Origin of the sequence: Granulicella sp. S156, from assembly GCF_009766105.1 — a bacterium.
GTDB lineage: Bacteria > Acidobacteriota > Terriglobia > Terriglobales > Acidobacteriaceae > Granulicella.
Genome location: NZ_LMUH01000013.1, coordinates 286,249 through 302,648 on the forward strand (window position 1 = coordinate 286,249; position 16,400 = coordinate 302,648).

Below are 16,400 nucleotides of genomic sequence, written 5' to 3' on the forward strand. Positions count from 1 at the left end.
GGGCAGATAAGGGCCGCCCGCAGGTTTGAGCCTAATTCAGTATTGCGCTATAGCAACTCAGAGTTGCTCATATGAATGCTTCGACCTGCCCTCGACCAGCGTCTTCTATTACGAACCTGGATAGCCGCGACGAAGCGCTAACAGGAAAGTAAAGGAGACCGAAATGAAGATCCTAGTGACAGGTGGAACAGGCAATGTAGGCGGTGCAGTGGTACGCGAACTGCTCAAACGGGGCGCAGAGGTTCGCGTGCTGGCTCGCAAGCAGCCGGAAGCAGGCAAGCTGCCAGCTGGTGTGGAGGTGGCCATCGGAGATCTGCTCGACCCGGTGTCGGTGGAACAAGCGATGCTGGGAGTCGACAAACTCTTCCTGCTCAACGCAGTCGTTACCGACGAGTTGACGCAGGCGTTGATTGCCTACGGCATCGCGAAGCGGGTGGGGCTGAAGCATGTGACCTATCTGTCCGTCTTCAAAGTAGATCAATTCCGCGACGTCCCGCACTTTGCGTCGAAGCTGGCCGTTGAGAGTGCCTTGCGCGAGTTTGGCGTTCCGTACACCATTCTGCGGCCTGGCTACTATATTCAAAACGATGCGACCCTGAAGGGCGCGCTCACGGGTCCTGGTGTTTATCCCATGCCTATCGGCACAGCGGGAATCGCTGCAGTGGATGTGCGGGACATCGCGGAAGTGGCTGCGATTTCTCTGACAGAAGATGGGCACGAGGGGCAGACCTACGATCTGGTCGGGCCGTCGACGATCACCGGTCCTGGCAATGCAGCGATCTGGAGCAAGCTGCTGGGTAAGGAGATCAAGTACACGGGCCATAACTTCGACCAGTGGGAAGAACAGATGCGTGCGAGAGCCGCTGGATGGACAGCCTACGATCTTCGCATGATGTTCCAGGGCTACTTCGATCGTGGATTCGGGTCGACCGAGACAGAGGTCGCTCGCATTACAAAGCTCCTTGGCCATGCTCCACGTAGCTATGAAGACTTCGTTGCGGAAACCGCAGCGATTTGGAAGGCCTGAGCTGCTCCAACAACTCACTCACTTCAAAAGTTTGACTCGGAAATGGATCATTCATAGCGGAGCGCAACCATTGGATCAACTCTGGAAGCGCGGCGTGCCGGAAAGTAGCCTGCAAACACTGCTACGACCAGCAGGAGTATGACGGCGCTGGCAAGGCTGGCCAGGTCTGTGCCCTGGAATCCATAGAGCATATTTGCGACCAAGCGAGTTCCCATGAGGGTAATCGGGACTCCGATAACGATGCCTATGGTCACCAGCAGGACGATCTCGCGCATAACAAGCCAGCCTGTGTCGAACCGCGCCGCGCCCAGAGCCATACGGATACCGATCTCCTGAGTACGGCTGCTAACTACGTAGGACATAAGGCCGTAGATGCCGATGCAGGAGAGGAAGACGGCCAGCAGACCGAAGAAGGCGGAGAGTTGGCTGACGAGACGCTGGTTGGTGATGGAGCGTGCGATCTGTTCGTCGAGCGTTGTGACGTCGGCGATGGGAAGGTTGCGGTCAATCGAGTGGATGGCTTGCTGAACGGTTGTTGAGATCGCGGTGAAGCTGCCTGCATAGCGGACCTCGAAGTCACCTAGGTCCCAGGCGTACTGAGTGTGGGGATAGTAGTCGAGGGTCTCTGGGGCTTCGGTCAGATCGCCAAACTTTACGTCTTTGACGACGCCGACCACGACGCGTTCATTCTCTGGGCTGACATCGTGAATGTAGTAGTGGTGGCCGATGGGGCTGCCGGAAGGGAACATCGTCTTTGCCATACGCTCGCTGATGATGGCTACATGCTGCGAGGTCGCCGTGTCCTGTGGACCGAAGTTGCGGCCCGCAATCAGGGGTATCTGCATGGTGGCGAAGTAGCCATCGCTGATGATGTTGTGCTTGACGTCGATGTTTTGGTCAACGTTCATGCCGGGAACGATCACGTTGTTGTTCCAGCTGCCTTCGTGAAAGGTGAAGAGTGAAAAGCTGGCGGCCTTTACGCCGGGAAGGGAACTGACGCGGTCTTCGATCTGATGATAGAGGTTGAGTTCTCTGACGGAGTCCGTGTCGCCGCTATATCCTGCTGAAGTTGAGTCGATTTGCAGGCGCAGTACATTTTCTTTGTTGAATCCAAGGTCTACGTTATTGAGATTGACGAGGCTGTGCAGGAACAGCCCCGCGCCGACCAGCAGAACCAGCGAGAGGGATACCTGCGAGACGACGAGTGCCCGGGCCAGTGGGTTCTTTCCGCCCGTGCCCTGAGAGCTGCGGCCGGCCTTCAAGGTGCTTGTGAGTTCCAGCCGCGTGGAGCGAAAGGCCGGGACGGTGCCGAAGACCAGTGCCGTTGCGATAGTCACTGCTAACGTGAAAAGCAGCAGCCGGGTGTTGAGGGAGACATCGAGAGGGATGGTGTCGAGTCCACCGGAGACCATACGCAATAGAAGGCGATTGGCAACGGAGGCCAGGGCTACGCCAAGCGCGCCGCCGACAAGAGCGAGTAGCAAGCTCTCGGTGAGAAGCTGGCGGATGATGCGGGTGCGGCGAGCTCCGAGCGCCTGGCGGACAGCTAGTTCCCGTGCGCGCGTGGTAGATCGGGCGAGAAGCAGATTGGCGATGTTAGCGCAGGCGATCAGCAGGACCAGTGCCACGACCCCCATGAGGATTTGCAGTGGCTCAGAAAATTCACGGCGAAGTGACGACAGCCCATTGGCCATCGGGGTCAGGGGAACGCGGGCTTTGCTGAGTTTCTCCAGGTTTCTCTGATCGAGATTGGCATCTGGAAAGCTGCGAATGATCTGCTGGTAAAGCAGGTTGACGTTACTGGTGGCTTGCGCGGTTGTGACGCCGGGTTTGAGCCGGCCCATGAGGTAGAGGGCTTCCGAAAAGTTATCTTTGTATCCCTTCCAGCCGGGAGGAACGGCTTGCGCCATCGATAGCGGAATCCAGATATCGGGCGCTTTGCCCACTTCGGTGCCGAAGAATTCGGCAGGAGCGACGCCAACGATGCTGAAGATCGTCGAACCGATCTTCAGCTTGCGGTCAAGGACCGCAGGATCTTTGGCGAGGCTGCGCTTCCACCAAGCCTGGCTCACGACGGCTACAGGATGGTCGCCTTCGCTGTTGTCGTCGGCATCGTTAAGTAGTCGGCCGATTGGAGCCTGCACACCGAGGGTTGGGAAGTAAGTTCCGGAGACCAACTGGACGTTCATGGGCTCGGCTTCGGTCCGGCCCTCCACTGTTCCGTGCACTGCATTCAACACGCTGAAGACCGCAGCGGTGTAGGAAAAGACGGCGTTTCTTTGTTGCAGCTGGCGATAGAAGGGGTACGAGTAGAGATCGGTTTGGCCGCGGTCGTCGCTGTTGCCATTATCCTCGCCGTGTCCGAGAAGGATCAGCTGCTGGGGTTCCCTAACCGGCAGAGACCGGAGCATCACCGCGTCCAGCAGGCTGAAGATGGCGGTGTTAGCGCCGATGCCCAGCGCCAGCGAGACCAGCGCGACCACCGTGAGTGCGGGGCTCCGCAGCATGGCGCGGGTGCCATAGGCAATATCCTGGGCAAAGCTTTCCAACCATTCCCATCCCCATGTCATGTAGCTGTTCTCCTGGATGCGAGTGGTGTTACCGAACTTGCGATGAGCGGCGGAGAAGGCTGCTTCAGGAGACAGCCCGATTTCGATCTGCTGCTCCTGGCGAAGCTCCATATGGAGGCGCATCTCTTCTTCCAGATCGCTGCGGAATTGGCGGCGGTGGAAGAGCATTTGCAGTCGTCGTAGCCATTCACCAGGCAGGCTCATAGGAGCTCCTCTCGTAACGCGTGAGATTAGACCGTTTGGATAACGCGGGTGATGGCGCCCATGACACGTTCGAACTGGGAGACTTCAAGGCGCAACTGCTTGCGGCCAGCAGTAGTGAGCGTGTAATAACGGGCACGGCGATTGCCGGAGGTAATGCCCCACTCGGCGGTCACCCAGCCTTTGATCAACATGCGCTGCAGGGCAGGGTAGAGCGAGCCTTCTTCCACCTGGAGAATATCGTCGGTGCTGCGCTGAATATTGTCGGCGATCTCGTAACCGTGGAGTTTGCCCCGGACCGCAAGGGTTTTGAGGATGAGCAGGTAAAGGGTGCCGGGCGGAATCTCATCCCGGCTGTCGCCCAAATCCGAGTTGCGAGGTGTGCCTGCGGTCATGCAGAAGACTCCAGCGAAGCTTACATAGTTAAACTATGCCAGCGTAGACCGAGCTGTATTCACTGTCAAGACCAGAACTCGAAACCGTTGGAGGGGGGGTATGAGGTTTCCTGAGATTCGCACCTCGGAAGACTTACCGTGATCCTGTGCGTCGGGATATCCCCAGATATGGCCCACCGCTCTATACTCGTAACCCTGAGGCGTATATGCGACTGCTTGCAGCGTCCATTCTGCTCATTGTGGCGACATCGTTAACCGCAGAACCAACCGATTCTGCGGTGGCGAGATTCCAGAGCGTGCAGGCAAAGCTTAAGCAGTCCCGTACTGCTAAGGATTGGCAGTCGAATCTCATCGCAGCCAATGAATTGAAACAGTTGCTCAATGAGGATCCGGACTCGCTGTTGGAAGTTGCTCGTGCTAATGTGCATGTGGCAGATTTCAAGGCAGCGTTTCGCGAATTGGATCAGTTCGTCCGCATGGGGCAGTCCAGCGATCTGCCGGAGCGATCCGCGGAGTTTGCCCCGCTCCGCGATAAGGCAGAATTTGCAACGATACAGCGTGGAATGCAGACGAACCGCACTCCGATCTCACTGGGATCAACCGCGTTTCTACTGCCTGAATCTAACCTGCTAGCCGAAGATGTGGATTACGATCCGAGTGGTCATCGGTTTCTTGTTACAAGCTTGCGCCAGAAGAAGATCATTGCTATGAAGGGTGGCGGAGTCAGCGGTGATTTTGCGAGTGCTCCCGACAACTGGCCCATGATGGCGATCAAGATCGACCGCTCACGCGGACTGGTGTGGGCAACGGAAGTTGCGATGCAAGGCTTTAGTTTGGCACGCGAATCGGACTGGGGAAGGTCAGCGTTACTCTGCTACGACCTGAAAGACGGTAGGTTGCTGCGGCGTATCGAAGGCCCACGCAGCAGCGCCCTGGGCGATATGGCGCTGATGGCGAATGGCGATGTTGTTGTGAGCGACGGAGATGGAGGCGGCGTATACCGATTGCCAGCGAAGAGCTCCACTCTGGAGCGTCTCGACGGCGGAGATTTCATCTCCCCTCAGACTCCAGCGATGCATCCGGACGGGGAGCATATCTTTGTCCCTGATTATGAACGCGGGATTGCTGTTGTGGAGCTCGCAACCAGACACGTGCAGTGGCTTTCAACAGGAGGGCGATTCGCTCTCAACGGCATCGACGGTCTTTACTTCGATCATGGAAGATTAATCGCCGTACAAAATGGCACCTCTCCCGAACGCGTGATCGTCTTCACGCTAGACTCAACACTCTCGGAAATTACAGGCGAAACGATTCTCGAACGATCCACGGATACGCTCGGCGATCCGACCCACGGAGTGGTCGTTGGCAAGGACTTCTACTACATTGCCAACTCCGGCTGGGACGTCACCGATGACCACGGGAATATCAAGCCAGGAACAAAACCGTCTGAGCCTCGCATGATGCGAGTGGAGTCCAGGAAATTTGAAGCTTCAAAGTAACCGTCACGGTCTTCGATCATTTTTTCCCGTAGGCTGCGAGGAAGACTCGCACCACTTCAGCAGCATGACGACGAAGGGCCGCTGGTTTCGGAATCGCGTCGTCCCCCAAAAACATGATCTTATTCAAGGGATCAGACATGACCAGCCAGTTGAAATGAGAGGCTGCAATCATCGGATCATCGATAACCAGCAGGCCACGCGCGGCCAGGCCCACGAGTGTTTTTGCAGTCACCGACTTAGCGCGGTGCGGCCCACGTTCGTAAACGATCTTTGCCTGTTCGGGAAAGCGGCTCGCTTCGCCAATCACCAGGCGGCGTAGTTGCATGAGTCGCGGCGTCAGAACCACAGATAGCAGTCGGTACGCATACATCTCAAGAAAGGCAACGACGGTAGCGTCTTCGGAGAGTTCCGGGATATTGTTGTGAACCCTCTCGCTGGCCGCGTCTGTCATGCGGGTCACGATCTCGATGAACAAAGACTCCTTACTGGAGAAATGCTTGTAAACAGTCTGCTTCGATACCGCTGACAGAGCTGCAATCTCATCCATGTTCGTCCCCATGTAGCCGCCTTTCAGAAACACCTCGGTAGCGGCATCCAGGATCGCCCTGCGCTTTCGGGCAGAGTTACCCTCCTCTACGCGTTGGACTGGTTTGCCTGCTTCCGTCGATGTCGCCATCCCACCTCCATTTTGAGTAAATATTCTCTTGACTCAGAGTACTGGACAGTCTAGTATCGGCGCAATTACAGTACTAGACTGTCCAGTACCTATTTGCATCGTTAGGAATGAAGATTCATGCATGTCCAGTTTGCCGAGTTTCCTGTGTTCGATCAGGATCGCGCCAAGACGTTCTACGCCGAACATTTCGGCCGCGACGGAAAGCGCAATGGAAAGTAGGAGAGGTCTATCCGTATGAAAAATCTTTTTGAAGCAGTGACAGTGAACGAGATCCAGGAGCGTATGGCGCATCTCAAGCCGGATAGCGAACCGCAGTGGGGAAAGATGAATGTCTCCCAGATGCTGGCGCATTGCTCCGCGTGGATGGAGATGGTTGTTGGGTTGAACTCTCCACCACGAAGCCTGATCGGACGCATCTTTGGGCGGGTCGCAAAAGCGAAGGTGCTGGGTGGAGAAGAACCGATTGGCCGTAATATGCCTTCGGAAAAGAGCCTGATCGTGAGCGACGAACGAGAGTTCGTCTCGGAGCGGGATCGGTTGCTGAAATGGACGGACACCTTCGCAGCGGGTGGCCCTTCAGGATGCACGACGCATCCGCACTGTTTCTTCGGGCCGATGACTCCCCTGGAGTGGGCGTCGCTGGCATACAAACATCTGGATCATCATCTTCGGCAATTTGGAGCGTAGCACCGCCCCGAGTGAAGACCTGTCGAGACGGCTTGGAGTAAGAATTCCCGTCGCTCGACGTTACACTTTTCCATGCGCAATTTTTCCGCTCGCGAAACTGAATGGCTGCTGGAGCTGGATGGCATCGAGTTGGCCAGCTTTCAGCAGCGCGCCCTGGCCCTGGTGATCGATGGCTGCATCCTCGCTGCACTGTTCCTTGTTATCTGGGCCATCGTTACACTGGCTTTTCTTGCGGTCCAGTTGGGGGTGGGCGCTGCGCAAGGCCATCCCCTGCCCAGCCTCCAGCAAATCATCACCAGCCCTCCGTTCAACCTCAAGGTCACCGACCCGGAGTTCATAGAGTTCTCCCACAGTGAAATCTCTCAAGCGTTCTTCGACATCGTCGTACCCATCCTTTACTTCGGCATCCTTCTCTGGAAGGGCAAAGGACGTACGCCGGGCAAGCGCATCATGCGTATTCGTGTTGTCTCCCTCGTGCACCGGCACCTTAGCTTCTGGCACTGCGTCGAGCGCGCTCTTGGCTATGGCGCCGCAGCGCTGGAGGGAGGCTTCGGCTTCGTCCAGTTCTTTATTCACCCCTACCGCCGCTGCGCCCAGGATCGCCTCGCCGAAACCATCGTTGTCACCGAACGCAGCTACCGAGCCATGCAGCACAAATTTGAACACCCACTGATACCCGACACCAATGCGACTCGCAACGCCCCTGAGTAAAAGCGTATGTCGCTCTCCATCAACTGATTGTGAGAATAAAATCCAGACGGACGCGTTACATCGTCTGCTCTTCGCTCACATCTTAAGGGGAAGCAGGAACGAGAAACGTCTCTGCAGAACAAAGCGAGGGAGAACAAATGCGGATATTTATAACGGGTGCGACCGGGTATATCGGCCGCGTTGTAACGGAGCGAGCGATCGCCGAAGGCCACGCTGTGCACGGGTTGTCGAGGAATGATGAAGGCGATGCAAAGCTGAGAGCCCTGGGTGCGACTCCCGTACGTGGAGAACTGACTAGCCTGGACGTACTCCGGCAACAGAGCGCTCAGGCTGATGCGGTGTTGCAACTGGCCTACATTCACGACTGGGGAATGGATTACGAAGAGATTCTGCGCATCGATAAGGCGGCAGTAGATGCCTTGGGCGAGCCTTTACGCGGAACAGCGAAGGGGTTCGTGATCACCTCCGGCACGGCGGTCGTCGATCCAGATCTGGCGGGTGGTGAGACGTCCGAAGATTCACCACTGGCGCAAACCTTCGTCTTGAAAGACCGCATCCACTCCGAACGTCATGCCCTGAGCCTGAGCGAAGAGGGTGTCCGGGTGAGTGCGATTCGTCTGCCTCCTTACGTCTACGGACGCGGCGGCAGCTACTTCGTGCCGATGTTGATGGAAGCGGCTGCGAAGGCCGGCGAGTCCATCTACGTAGACGACGGACATCTGCGCACCTCGGATGTTCACGTGGACGATGCGGCGACGTTGTATCTTCTCGCTGCAAGCAAAGCGAAAGCCGGTGAGGTCTTCAACGGCACTGGATCGACCACTGTCACCTTACGGGAGTTGGCTGAAACCATCGGAGAGGCCCTTAAACTTCCAACGCGCTCCGTCAATCGAGAAGAGGCGGAGGCCATATGGGGGCAGTTCCTGACGGCGTTCGTTCAATTCGAGAACCGCGCGTCGAATCGCAAAGCCGTTCAAGAACTGGGATGGAAACCGAAAGGCGTCGATATGCTCACGGACATCCTGTCAGGCTCATATCGAGAGCTCGCGGAAAAACTGCGACAGGTCTAAACGCGGCGTAAAGCAGATTAGAAACCGCACGAAAGCAGCCCCGAGAGTGCGATCTATCCCACTTCCCGGGATGAGGATGCAAAGTGCGCTACTTAGCCTTGTCCGGAGGCAGGCTAAACCTCCCTTGACATATTCCCATATCGGCATGTAATGTTCCGTCATGGCAAGAGCAAGCACCACATCGGATGCCTTCAACGCGGTTGCTGAACCCCGCCGGAGGGAGATTTTGAGCTATCTCGCGGGAGCCGAACGCCCAGTTGGAGAGATTGTGGCAGCCCTCGGTCTGGAGCAGCCTTCCGTCTCCAAGCACCTGCGCGTGCTGCGCAATGTGGGACTAGTTCGGATGCGCTGCCAGGGCCGCCAAAAGCTGTACCGGACCAATGCCGAAGCGATACGCCCTCTTCACGAGTGGGCCGCAACCTTCGAGCGTTATTGGCAGCACCAGTTGAATCGCGTGAAGGAACTTGCGGAAGCGACGGTCCGCCAGAGTTCAACAGCTTCGAATTTCCCAACCCCGAACCTTAAGGAGAAACAATGATTGCTACCGAACAGACCCTCGAAAACCTGCTCCTGACTATTAATCAGGAGATCCACGTCCAGGCGCCCCTGGATGTAACCTTTGCCGCACTGCTCGAGCAACTGGGTCCTGGCAACGAGACACCCGACGGCAAATCGCTCAACATGAAGATCGAGCCATGGCCCGGTGGAAGGTGGTACCGCGACCTCGGCGAGGGCGAAGGGCATTTCTGGGCCCATGTGAAAGCCATCAAGCGGCCCACGCTGCTAGAATTCGTCGGCCCCTTGTTCGCCTCTTTCCCGTTCGTCTCCAACGTGCAATATCGGCTGAGTGAAGCCGATGGCGGAACGCTAATCTCCTTTCGGCACGCCGCGCTCGGCGTCGTTCCCGAGGAGCAGAAGGCAGGGATGGACAAAGGCTGGACCTCGATGCACGAACGCGTTCGCAGGCAAGCCGAGGCCTCGCGTAAATAGCGGCTTTGGTGACCTGCTAAGGACACAAACTCCAAAGGAGAATCCCATGCTCATTGCACAATCCCTACTCACAGAATTTGAAGCTCAGGCTCCCATCACGCGGAAGTTCCTGGAGCGCCTTCCCGACAACAAGCTCACCTGGAAGCCTCACCCGAGGTCCCTGACCGCTGGGCAACTGGCATACCACCTCGCCCTCGTGCCCGGAGGAGTCGTCCGCGGCGCTCAGAAGAACCAAGTCCCGCCGTCAGACTTCCAATTCCCTCAACCCGCCACCGTGCGGGAGGTCCTCGACGCCTTCGACAAGAGCATCGCCACCGTGCGCGAGATCCTGCCGGGCTTTGATGACGCCGCCATGAACGCGACCTGGCGCATCGTCTCCGACGGTCAGGAGATCGCCGCCATGCCGCGTGTCGTCTTCCTGCGCAATATCATGCTCAACCACTGGTACCAGCACCGCGGCCAGTTCTGCGTTTACCTGCGCCTGCTCGAGGTTCCTGTGCCATCAAGCTGGGGCCCTAGCGCCGACGAACGTTCAGTACTCCAGCCGGAACCTCAGCCGGCGTAACCCCTGTGCCCATTTATCGCGCGATGGGTGTTAAATTGTCTCGTGACCACCAACCTGCATGAACGCGTTCGCAGGCAAGCTAAGGTCGGCTGACAACAGCCCGTATTGCAATCACGAGCCGCAAGGGAGGAGAAGCCCATGTGTCCGATGTGCATAGCAACCGCAGCGCTGATCGCCGGGAGCGCGACCTCTACAGGAGGATTCGCTGCAATCGTAATCAGGAAATTCGGCATGAAAAACAACAGAGCAGCTGAAGTAGTCCCCAACGCATATCCAAGGAGAGATCAAGATGTCATCGAACATGATTGAGAAACCACAGATAGTGTCGCGAGAGGAGTGGCTTGCGGCTCGCACGAACTTATTGGCCAAGGAGAAACACTTCACCCGCGAGCGCGACGCCCTGGCCGCTGAGCGTCGGCGGATGCCGTGGCTGGCCGTAGAGAAGCAATACGAGTTCGAGGGTCCCAAAGGCAAAGCGAGCCTGCTCGACCTGTTCGAAGGCCGCCGCCAGCTCATCGTCTACCGTGCCTTCTTTGAACCCGGAGTGTTCGGCTGGCCCGACCATGCCTGCCGCGGTTGTTCCCTGGGTGCCGACCAGCTCTCTCATCTATCCCATCTGAACGCCCGCGACACCACTCTCGCCTACGCCTCGCGCGCGCCACAGCCGGACATCGAGCGTCTGAAAGCGCGCATGGATTGGAAGATGCCCTGGTACACCATAACGGACAGCTTCGACACTGACTTCGATGTCGACGAATGGCACGGCACCAACGCGTTCATCCGCGATGGCGACAAGATCTTCCGCACTTACTTCATCAACAACCGCGGCGACGAAGCAATGGGGAGCGTCTGGAGCTATCTCGACATAACCGCGCTCGGTCGCCAGGAGGACTGGGAGGACTCGCCCGCAGGCTATCCCCAAACTGCTCCATACAAGTGGTGGAACTGGCACGATGAATACGGCTCCAGCGCATCGCCCGACCCCAAATGGGTCGAAGTGTCCGACAACGCTCTGGTGACGCTGAGGCTGAAGGACTAAAGCATTTTCACGGTGAGTGCAGGGTGGAGAAACGGACAAATACAAGGGAGGCCAACGCATAAAGCCATCCCTTACAATTCTGGCGGTGGTTCAGCACACTCTGTAAGCCTCGGAGAACGAATGCACAGCCTCAAGTCTCTTCTTCCCCTCGCCGCAATGCTTGCTCTCTCGGTCTCAGTAGATGCTCAGGACTTTGTTCAGCGCACGGGGAGCCACCTTACGCTGAGCGGTGCACCCTTCCGCTATAGCGGCCCCAACATCGAGTGGCTTGGTCTCGAAGGCTACGGCCCTCACGATCCAGCGGGACCCCGTTTCCCCAGCCACTTCGAAATCGACGATGCCTTCGCCACCGCTGCCGAGATGGGCGCCAGGGTAGTACGTGCCCAGACCATCGGCGACACGGTTGGCTGTCCGCTTTGTATCGAGCCCGAACAGGGCAAGTTTAACGAGATTGCTTTTCAGGCCTCCGATTACGCCATCGCCACGGCTGCAAAGCACAACATGCGCCTGATCATTCCTCTCGTCGGAGACTGCGCCACCTGCGCAGGCGGCGGTCTTGGTCAGTATCTCGCCTGGAATGGAAAGCAGAACCCACAGGACTTTTTCACCGATCCGGCGATCATCGCCGCCTACGAGCATCACATCGACGCTGTTCTCAACCACGTGAACACGATCACGGGCGTTCGCTACCGTGATGACCCCACGATTATGGCCTGGGAGAACTGCAACATGTGCGGCATCGTCACTCTCCTCACAGGAGGCGACCAAACCGCTCTCACCCAGGTTGCCGCATGGTCCGAAACCATCGGCGCTCATATCAAGCAGGTCGATCCGCACCACCTCTATCTCGACACTACCGGCATCTTCCGCGCTTACCCGAAAGTTATTGAGAACCCCAGCACGGACCTCGTCACCTTCGAGTTTTACCCACACTGGGACTTTGCTCTCAACAAGGGCGCACCACCCACTACTGCTGAAACATTCACCCACGATGCGGCTACCGTCACCGCTCATGGCAAGGTATTCATCGTGAATGAATTCGGATGGGACCGCACCGACTGGAAGACTACGGATGACTTCCAGCACGTCCTCGATACTCTCGCCCACGACCCCAACATCTCCGGCGACGGCTTTTGGGCACTGCAGGCTCATCTCGACAACTTCGGCTTCCAGCCGATTCCCGCTGACTCCAAAGATCCCGTGTTCGCTGAAAAAGGCGAGTGCGGCGAATGGTGGGCGCTCTACTATCCCGGCGTCAAGACTCTGGTCAATACAGCTGAAGATATGGCGGCCCGCGCGCAACAGCTTCGTACCCATGCCTTCGCGATGTCCGGAATTCCTGTTCCCAGGCACGCTATTCCACCATCACCGGTCATCACGTCGACCGTCTTCGGAGGCTTGATCGCGTGGCGTGGCTCCGCTGGCGCTGTCCGCTATTCTGTAGAGCGTCTGGATCCAACTTCAAAACAGTGGATGGTCGTCTGCGACAAGTGTGCCACGGACAGCGACGATCCCTGGGCCGATCCACACCCTGGATTCTTCGGTGTTAGTTACCGTGTCACTGCATGGAATGCCGATGGCATACCGAGTCCACCCTCTCAGTCTCGCTGACCTGTAAAGGATGTATTGATAACAAGCTGTAGTAAAGGATGTATTGATGCTAACGATGAAGCCATCGTGAACGCGCTTCGTGCAATTGGATGACACGCCCTAAACCTCTTCTGAGCGTCGGGCTGCAAGCGAAAGTTTTTCCTGTGATGCGGTAGATTGTTGTCCAAGTGTCTCTAGCGCTAAGACCCACGCCTTCGGTGTTGTCCCAAATGTTCGGCGAAACATTTCGACAAAGGCGCTCGACTGGCAATAGCCGACTCTGTAAGCCACTTCCTTGATCGAACATCCCGAAACCAATAGCTCCACGGCCTTCGTCAGCCGAACCTGTCGTCGCCACAATTCAAAGCTGATGCCAACATCCTTATGAAAGGCCCTCTCGATCGTTCTGACGCCGACACCTGCCTCGGAACATAGAACCGCCATCGACTTCGATTCAGCCGGATTCCGCAGGATTGCCTGAGCTACCGCAAGGGCTCTCTCCTCTCGTGGCAGCGTCACAAAGGTGGGTATCGGGGATGCCTTCTGAATCTGACGAATGAGCAGGTCACGAAGGGCACACTCGTAGTGATTCCGCATACGAAGTTGGCCGACACTTACGGCTTCGACGATGAGCTCCCGCAGTAGCGGAGTCACATGCAGCACGGCACAACGCGGCTCCAATCTTGCTGCCAGGTCTCTCCGTAGATAAAGCGTGCGCATCGCAACAGGCCCAGGCATGTGAATCCGATGCTGGGTTCTCGCCGGAATCCAAAGCGCAAAATGCGGTGGGATCAGCCACATGCTTTGACCGGACGATACTTCCATAAGCCCGCTGATGGCATAGATCAGTTGATCCGACCCGTGTGCGTGTTCCGGCACCCGAGACCTGGAAGGGTATTCATAGGCGAGCGTCGCAACAGAAACGCCGCGCTTCGGATCGTATTCTGTCAAAACTTCACTTTGTCGCAATAGAGATATATTATGGCGTAAGAGCATTCTTGCGACAATCGATTAAAGAGTTCATGATGGCCGCATGTCACAACTACCCGGACTCGGCAAATACAACATCATCGGATTTGTCACCATCGTCGACGTACCCCGCGCGAAGGATTTCTATCAGAACACTCTAGGCCTTCGCCTAATCCTGGAAGAGCCACCGTTCGCGTTGGTCTTTGAGGCCAATGGGATCATGCTGCGTCTCGGCATGGCGAAAGAACGCCCACCCGCACATGGCACGGTTTTGGGTTGGCAAGTCCCCGAGATTACTGCAACCGTTAAGAGCCTGGCGCAAGCCGGTGTTCGTTTCGAGCGCTATGAGGGTATGGATCAGGATGAGTCAGGCATCTGGACTTCGCCTACCGGCGCGAAGGTCGCCTGGTTCAAGGATCCGGACGGAAATACGTTGAGTATCTCGGAACACCCGGAGCTGAAGCGATGAAGCTCGCCGTCTCACCGTAAATTCCGCAGGCTCTCGACAGAAGGCACGAAATAATAGGAGCCGGTCAATGGCTGTGTATAGCGTGTGAGCGCATCGCGCGTGCCAGTGATGAGGCCAGCCATGCTTTCGAGCATTCGGGAAAGCCGCTTCTGATCTGCGCTGAATCCAACGAATACCGTGCCATGGTCGTCGATATTTCCGTAGGGCATATTGCGACGAAAGATGTTCCCAAACTCGTCCTGATCGGTGCGAGCGACATGCGAGTCCGCCGGCTTGTTCTCGAGTTCGATGCTGTCCTGCTTGGTGCGTCCCATGATGCGCTCCTGCTGTTCGACCGGCAGAGCTTCCCACTCCGTTACCTTGTGCTTCCATTTTTGCAGCAACAGGACTGAACCGCCGGCGCCGGGCGCTCCTTCGGGCAGGAGTCCTGCGAGGGGAGCGTCTAGCAGAGTCGGATTCTCCGAGCCATCGACGAAGCCGGTAAGATCGCGATCATGCCGGTACGGCCAACTTGAGGTCTCTTCCCCCAGCGTGGCCTGGCCTGCGAGGTCATGGATGACCGTGCGGGCCATATCGAAGATCACATCATAAGCACTGCCAGACATCCATACCAGCGCATCATGCTGGGTGCTCGGCATAACGAACCCTTCTGTGCCCTTGATGTCGTGGTTAAATCCTTCCACGCCCGCAGGGGCGTCGGCTGGAACGATATCGCGCCAGAGTTCAGGCCGAAAGCCGATGACGAAGTTCACTCCCCCTGTGGTGGTCCGCGGTTCACGGATAGCGGCGATGGTAGAGGCGAACTCCTTGCAACTCTTCGCGTCCAGAAGGTCAAACTCCAGGTATGCATGAGAGGACGTTCCAAGAGCGAAGATTCCAGCCTGAGGCGTATTCATGCAGGCATTATATCGAGCACTCTTAACTAGGGCGTGGATTGAACTGAGAACAGAGCGCGAACGTCTTCTCCAGATGCTCGATGAAGATGCGAACTTTGGTAGACATCCGGCGGCTGGCAGGCCGTACGGCAAGGATCGGTACGGTTCGCTCAAAAGTCGTCAGCAGCCTGAGGACGGTACCTTCTCTGAGTTCTGCGGCGAAGAGCCATGCTGGCGCCTGGGCAATCCCCAGATGTTCAAGGACTCCCATCCGCATCTGTTCGATATCGCTGGTTCGAAAGACTCCTGTGGGGATAACTCGCTTCGCATCCTGCCCAGAGCCAAAGATCCATGGCTGTACCGAGTCCCGCTCGACAAAGACGACCGATCGAAAACGGTGGAGATCTTCCGGCGACTCCGGTGCCCCGTAGCGTGCGAGGTACTGAGGCGTGGCGACGAGAATGGTCATCGTCTGCGCGAATCTTCGCGCAACCAATGTAGAGTCTGGAAGGTCCCCTGAGTGGATGGCCAAATCGAAGCCGTCTTCGACGATTGTTGTCGGGCTCTCCGAGGCTGCCATCTCAACGGCCATGTCGGGATAGGCAGCAAAAAAAGCAGCCAGCTTCGACACCATGTGGAGGCGGGCAAACGTGGGAGGAACGGTCACGCGGATAAGGCCTTTCGGTGCTGTCTGGCCTCTGCCGATTCGCGAAGTCGCGCTTTCAAAGTCGTCGAGAATGCGCAAAGCAGACTCGTAAAAATCGCGGCCTGCTTCCGTCAGTGCAATGGCACGAGAGGTGCGGTGAATCAATTCGGTGCCGAGCTCATCTTCAAGCGCGGAGATCTGTTTGCTGACCGCAGGCTGGCCGATTCCACGTTCCTTGGCGACAGCGGAGAAGCTCCCTTTCTCGATCACTCGGACGAACATCTGCATGGCACTGAATTTGTCCAAACCAGCCTCCGTATTCCTCTATGGAATGGATTCTATGCGAGGGATAGTGATTCTTTCGTTTTGTTGTCAGAGGTAAAGAACACAGACCAAACAAAGGTTCCTCTTCTACATCATG

The 16,400-nt window shown here is 57.1% G+C and carries 18 protein-coding genes; 12 read left to right on the forward strand and 6 right to left on the reverse strand.

Annotated elements, in window-relative coordinates; translation table 11 throughout:
• Positions 1-163 precede the first annotated feature (163 nt).
• Positions 164-1,027, forward strand: a complete 864-nt coding sequence (locus tag GSQ91_RS11150) for an SDR family oxidoreductase (RefSeq protein WP_158821626.1) — start codon at positions 164-166, stop codon at positions 1,025-1,027.
• Positions 1,028-1,074: 47 nt separating this feature from the next.
• Here the strand turns inward: GSQ91_RS11150 and GSQ91_RS11155 are convergent, their stop codons facing one another.
• Positions 1,075-3,801 (reverse strand): ABC transporter permease, encoded by a 2,727-nt coding sequence (locus GSQ91_RS11155; protein WP_158821627.1) that lies wholly within the window; start codon positions 3,799-3,801, stop codon positions 1,075-1,077.
• 26 nt (positions 3,802-3,827) lie between these two features.
• The gene (locus GSQ91_RS11160; RefSeq protein WP_158821628.1) at positions 3,828-4,193 is read right to left on the reverse strand and encodes a PadR family transcriptional regulator; all 366 of its coding nucleotides are present in this window, start codon (positions 4,191-4,193) and stop codon (positions 3,828-3,830) included.
• Between the two features lie 206 nt (positions 4,194-4,399).
• Between GSQ91_RS11160 and GSQ91_RS11165 the strand changes: the two genes are divergently transcribed.
• Positions 4,400-5,692: a YncE family protein gene (locus GSQ91_RS11165; RefSeq protein WP_158821629.1), complete on the forward strand. Its 1,293-nt coding sequence runs from the start codon at positions 4,400-4,402 to the stop codon at positions 5,690-5,692.
• A 16-nt stretch (positions 5,693-5,708) separates the two neighbouring features.
• Here the strand turns inward: GSQ91_RS11165 and GSQ91_RS11170 are convergent, their stop codons facing one another.
• On the reverse strand, positions 5,709-6,368 hold the full coding sequence (locus GSQ91_RS11170; protein ID WP_158821630.1) for a TetR/AcrR family transcriptional regulator: 660 nt from the start codon (positions 6,366-6,368) through the stop codon (positions 5,709-5,711).
• Between the two features lie 117 nt (positions 6,369-6,485).
• On the opposite strand from GSQ91_RS11170, the gene GSQ91_RS26235 reads away from it, so the two are divergent.
• The 9 genes from GSQ91_RS26235 to GSQ91_RS11215 all read left to right on the forward strand — a co-directional run bounded on the left by GSQ91_RS26235 (position 6,486) and on the right by GSQ91_RS11215 (position 13,041).
• Positions 6,486-6,587, forward strand: a complete 102-nt coding sequence (locus GSQ91_RS26235; protein WP_371417105.1) for a VOC family protein — start codon at positions 6,486-6,488, stop codon at positions 6,585-6,587.
• Positions 6,588-6,602: 15 nt separating this feature from the next.
• On the forward strand, positions 6,603-7,055 hold the full coding sequence (locus GSQ91_RS11180; RefSeq protein ID WP_158821631.1) for a DUF1569 domain-containing protein: 453 nt from the start codon (positions 6,603-6,605) through the stop codon (positions 7,053-7,055).
• A 72-nt stretch (positions 7,056-7,127) separates the two neighbouring features.
• The gene (locus GSQ91_RS11185) at positions 7,128-7,766 is read left to right on the forward strand and encodes an RDD family protein (RefSeq protein ID WP_158821632.1); all 639 of its coding nucleotides are present in this window, start codon (positions 7,128-7,130) and stop codon (positions 7,764-7,766) included.
• A 137-nt stretch (positions 7,767-7,903) separates the two neighbouring features.
• Positions 7,904-8,836: an SDR family oxidoreductase gene (locus GSQ91_RS11190; protein WP_158821633.1), complete on the forward strand. Its 933-nt coding sequence runs from the start codon at positions 7,904-7,906 to the stop codon at positions 8,834-8,836.
• Between the two features lie 160 nt (positions 8,837-8,996).
• A complete protein-coding gene (locus tag GSQ91_RS11195; protein ID WP_158821634.1) occupies positions 8,997-9,374 on the forward strand; it encodes a helix-turn-helix transcriptional regulator in 378 nt (125 codons plus the stop codon).
• On the forward strand, positions 9,371-9,826 hold the full coding sequence (locus tag GSQ91_RS11200) for an SRPBCC domain-containing protein (protein WP_158821635.1): 456 nt from the start codon (positions 9,371-9,373) through the stop codon (positions 9,824-9,826). Before GSQ91_RS11195 ends, GSQ91_RS11200 begins: the two co-directional genes overlap by 4 nt.
• A gap of 46 nt (positions 9,827-9,872) precedes the next feature.
• On the forward strand, positions 9,873-10,391 hold the full coding sequence (locus GSQ91_RS11205) for a DinB family protein (RefSeq protein ID WP_158821636.1): 519 nt from the start codon (positions 9,873-9,875) through the stop codon (positions 10,389-10,391).
• Positions 10,392-10,680: 289 nt separating this feature from the next.
• A complete protein-coding gene (locus tag GSQ91_RS11210) occupies positions 10,681-11,430 on the forward strand; it encodes a DUF899 domain-containing protein (RefSeq protein WP_158821637.1) in 750 nt (249 codons plus the stop codon).
• Positions 11,431-11,550: 120 nt separating this feature from the next.
• Entirely contained in the window at positions 11,551-13,041 is a 1,491-nt protein-coding gene (locus tag GSQ91_RS11215) for a cellulase family glycosylhydrolase (protein WP_158821638.1), read from the forward strand.
• A gap of 99 nt (positions 13,042-13,140) precedes the next feature.
• On the opposite strand, the gene GSQ91_RS11220 is transcribed toward GSQ91_RS11215, so the two are convergent.
• On the reverse strand, positions 13,141-13,971 hold the full coding sequence (locus tag GSQ91_RS11220) for a helix-turn-helix domain-containing protein (RefSeq protein WP_158821639.1): 831 nt from the start codon (positions 13,969-13,971) through the stop codon (positions 13,141-13,143).
• An 82-nt stretch (positions 13,972-14,053) separates the two neighbouring features.
• On the opposite strand from GSQ91_RS11220, the gene GSQ91_RS11225 reads away from it, so the two are divergent.
• Positions 14,054-14,458 carry a VOC family protein gene (locus GSQ91_RS11225; protein ID WP_158821640.1) on the forward strand — a complete coding sequence of 135 codons (405 nt, stop codon included), beginning with the start codon at positions 14,054-14,056 and terminating at the stop codon, positions 14,456-14,458.
• Between the two features lie 11 nt (positions 14,459-14,469).
• On the opposite strand, the gene GSQ91_RS11230 is transcribed toward GSQ91_RS11225, so the two are convergent.
• On the reverse strand, positions 14,470-15,354 hold the full coding sequence (locus GSQ91_RS11230; protein WP_158821641.1) for a Dyp-type peroxidase: 885 nt from the start codon (positions 15,352-15,354) through the stop codon (positions 14,470-14,472).
• Between the two features lie 22 nt (positions 15,355-15,376).
• Positions 15,377-16,285: a LysR family transcriptional regulator gene (locus tag GSQ91_RS11235; RefSeq protein WP_158821642.1), complete on the reverse strand. Its 909-nt coding sequence runs from the start codon at positions 16,283-16,285 to the stop codon at positions 15,377-15,379.
• Between the last annotated feature and the right edge of the window lie 115 nt (positions 16,286-16,400).

Bases quoted from the DNA above. Each gene is read 5' to 3' on its own strand.
- GSQ91_RS11170 (WP_158821630.1), bottom strand. From the start codon at position 6,368: ATGGCGACATCGACGGAAGCAGGCAAACCAGTCCAACGCGTAGAGGAG.
- GSQ91_RS11205 (WP_158821636.1), top strand. From the start codon at position 9,873: ATGCTCATTGCACAATCCCTACTCACAGAATTTGAAGCTCAGGCTCCC.
- GSQ91_RS11210 (WP_158821637.1), top strand. From the start codon at position 10,681: ATGTCATCGAACATGATTGAGAAACCACAGATAGTGTCGCGAGAGGAG.
- GSQ91_RS11225 (WP_158821640.1), top strand. From the start codon at position 14,054: ATGTCACAACTACCCGGACTCGGCAAATACAACATCATCGGATTTGTC.
- GSQ91_RS11180 (WP_158821631.1), top strand. From the start codon at position 6,603: ATGAAAAATCTTTTTGAAGCAGTGACAGTGAACGAGATCCAGGAGCGT.
- GSQ91_RS11150 (WP_158821626.1), top strand. From the start codon at position 164: ATGAAGATCCTAGTGACAGGTGGAACAGGCAATGTAGGCGGTGCAGTG.
- GSQ91_RS11200 (WP_158821635.1), top strand. From the start codon at position 9,371: ATGATTGCTACCGAACAGACCCTCGAAAACCTGCTCCTGACTATTAAT.
- GSQ91_RS11215 (WP_158821638.1), top strand. From the start codon at position 11,551: ATGCACAGCCTCAAGTCTCTTCTTCCCCTCGCCGCAATGCTTGCTCTC.
- GSQ91_RS11185 (WP_158821632.1), top strand. From the start codon at position 7,128: ATGCGCAATTTTTCCGCTCGCGAAACTGAATGGCTGCTGGAGCTGGAT.
- GSQ91_RS11230 (WP_158821641.1), bottom strand. From the start codon at position 15,354: ATGAATACGCCTCAGGCTGGAATCTTCGCTCTTGGAACGTCCTCTCAT.
- GSQ91_RS26235 (WP_371417105.1), top strand. From the start codon at position 6,486: ATGCATGTCCAGTTTGCCGAGTTTCCTGTGTTCGATCAGGATCGCGCC.
- GSQ91_RS11155 (WP_158821627.1), bottom strand. From the start codon at position 3,801: ATGAGCCTGCCTGGTGAATGGCTACGACGACTGCAAATGCTCTTCCAC.
- GSQ91_RS11160 (WP_158821628.1), bottom strand. From the start codon at position 4,193: ATGACCGCAGGCACACCTCGCAACTCGGATTTGGGCGACAGCCGGGAT.
- GSQ91_RS11165 (WP_158821629.1), top strand. From the start codon at position 4,400: ATGCGACTGCTTGCAGCGTCCATTCTGCTCATTGTGGCGACATCGTTA.
- GSQ91_RS11190 (WP_158821633.1), top strand. From the start codon at position 7,904: ATGCGGATATTTATAACGGGTGCGACCGGGTATATCGGCCGCGTTGTA.
- GSQ91_RS11195 (WP_158821634.1), top strand. From the start codon at position 8,997: ATGGCAAGAGCAAGCACCACATCGGATGCCTTCAACGCGGTTGCTGAA.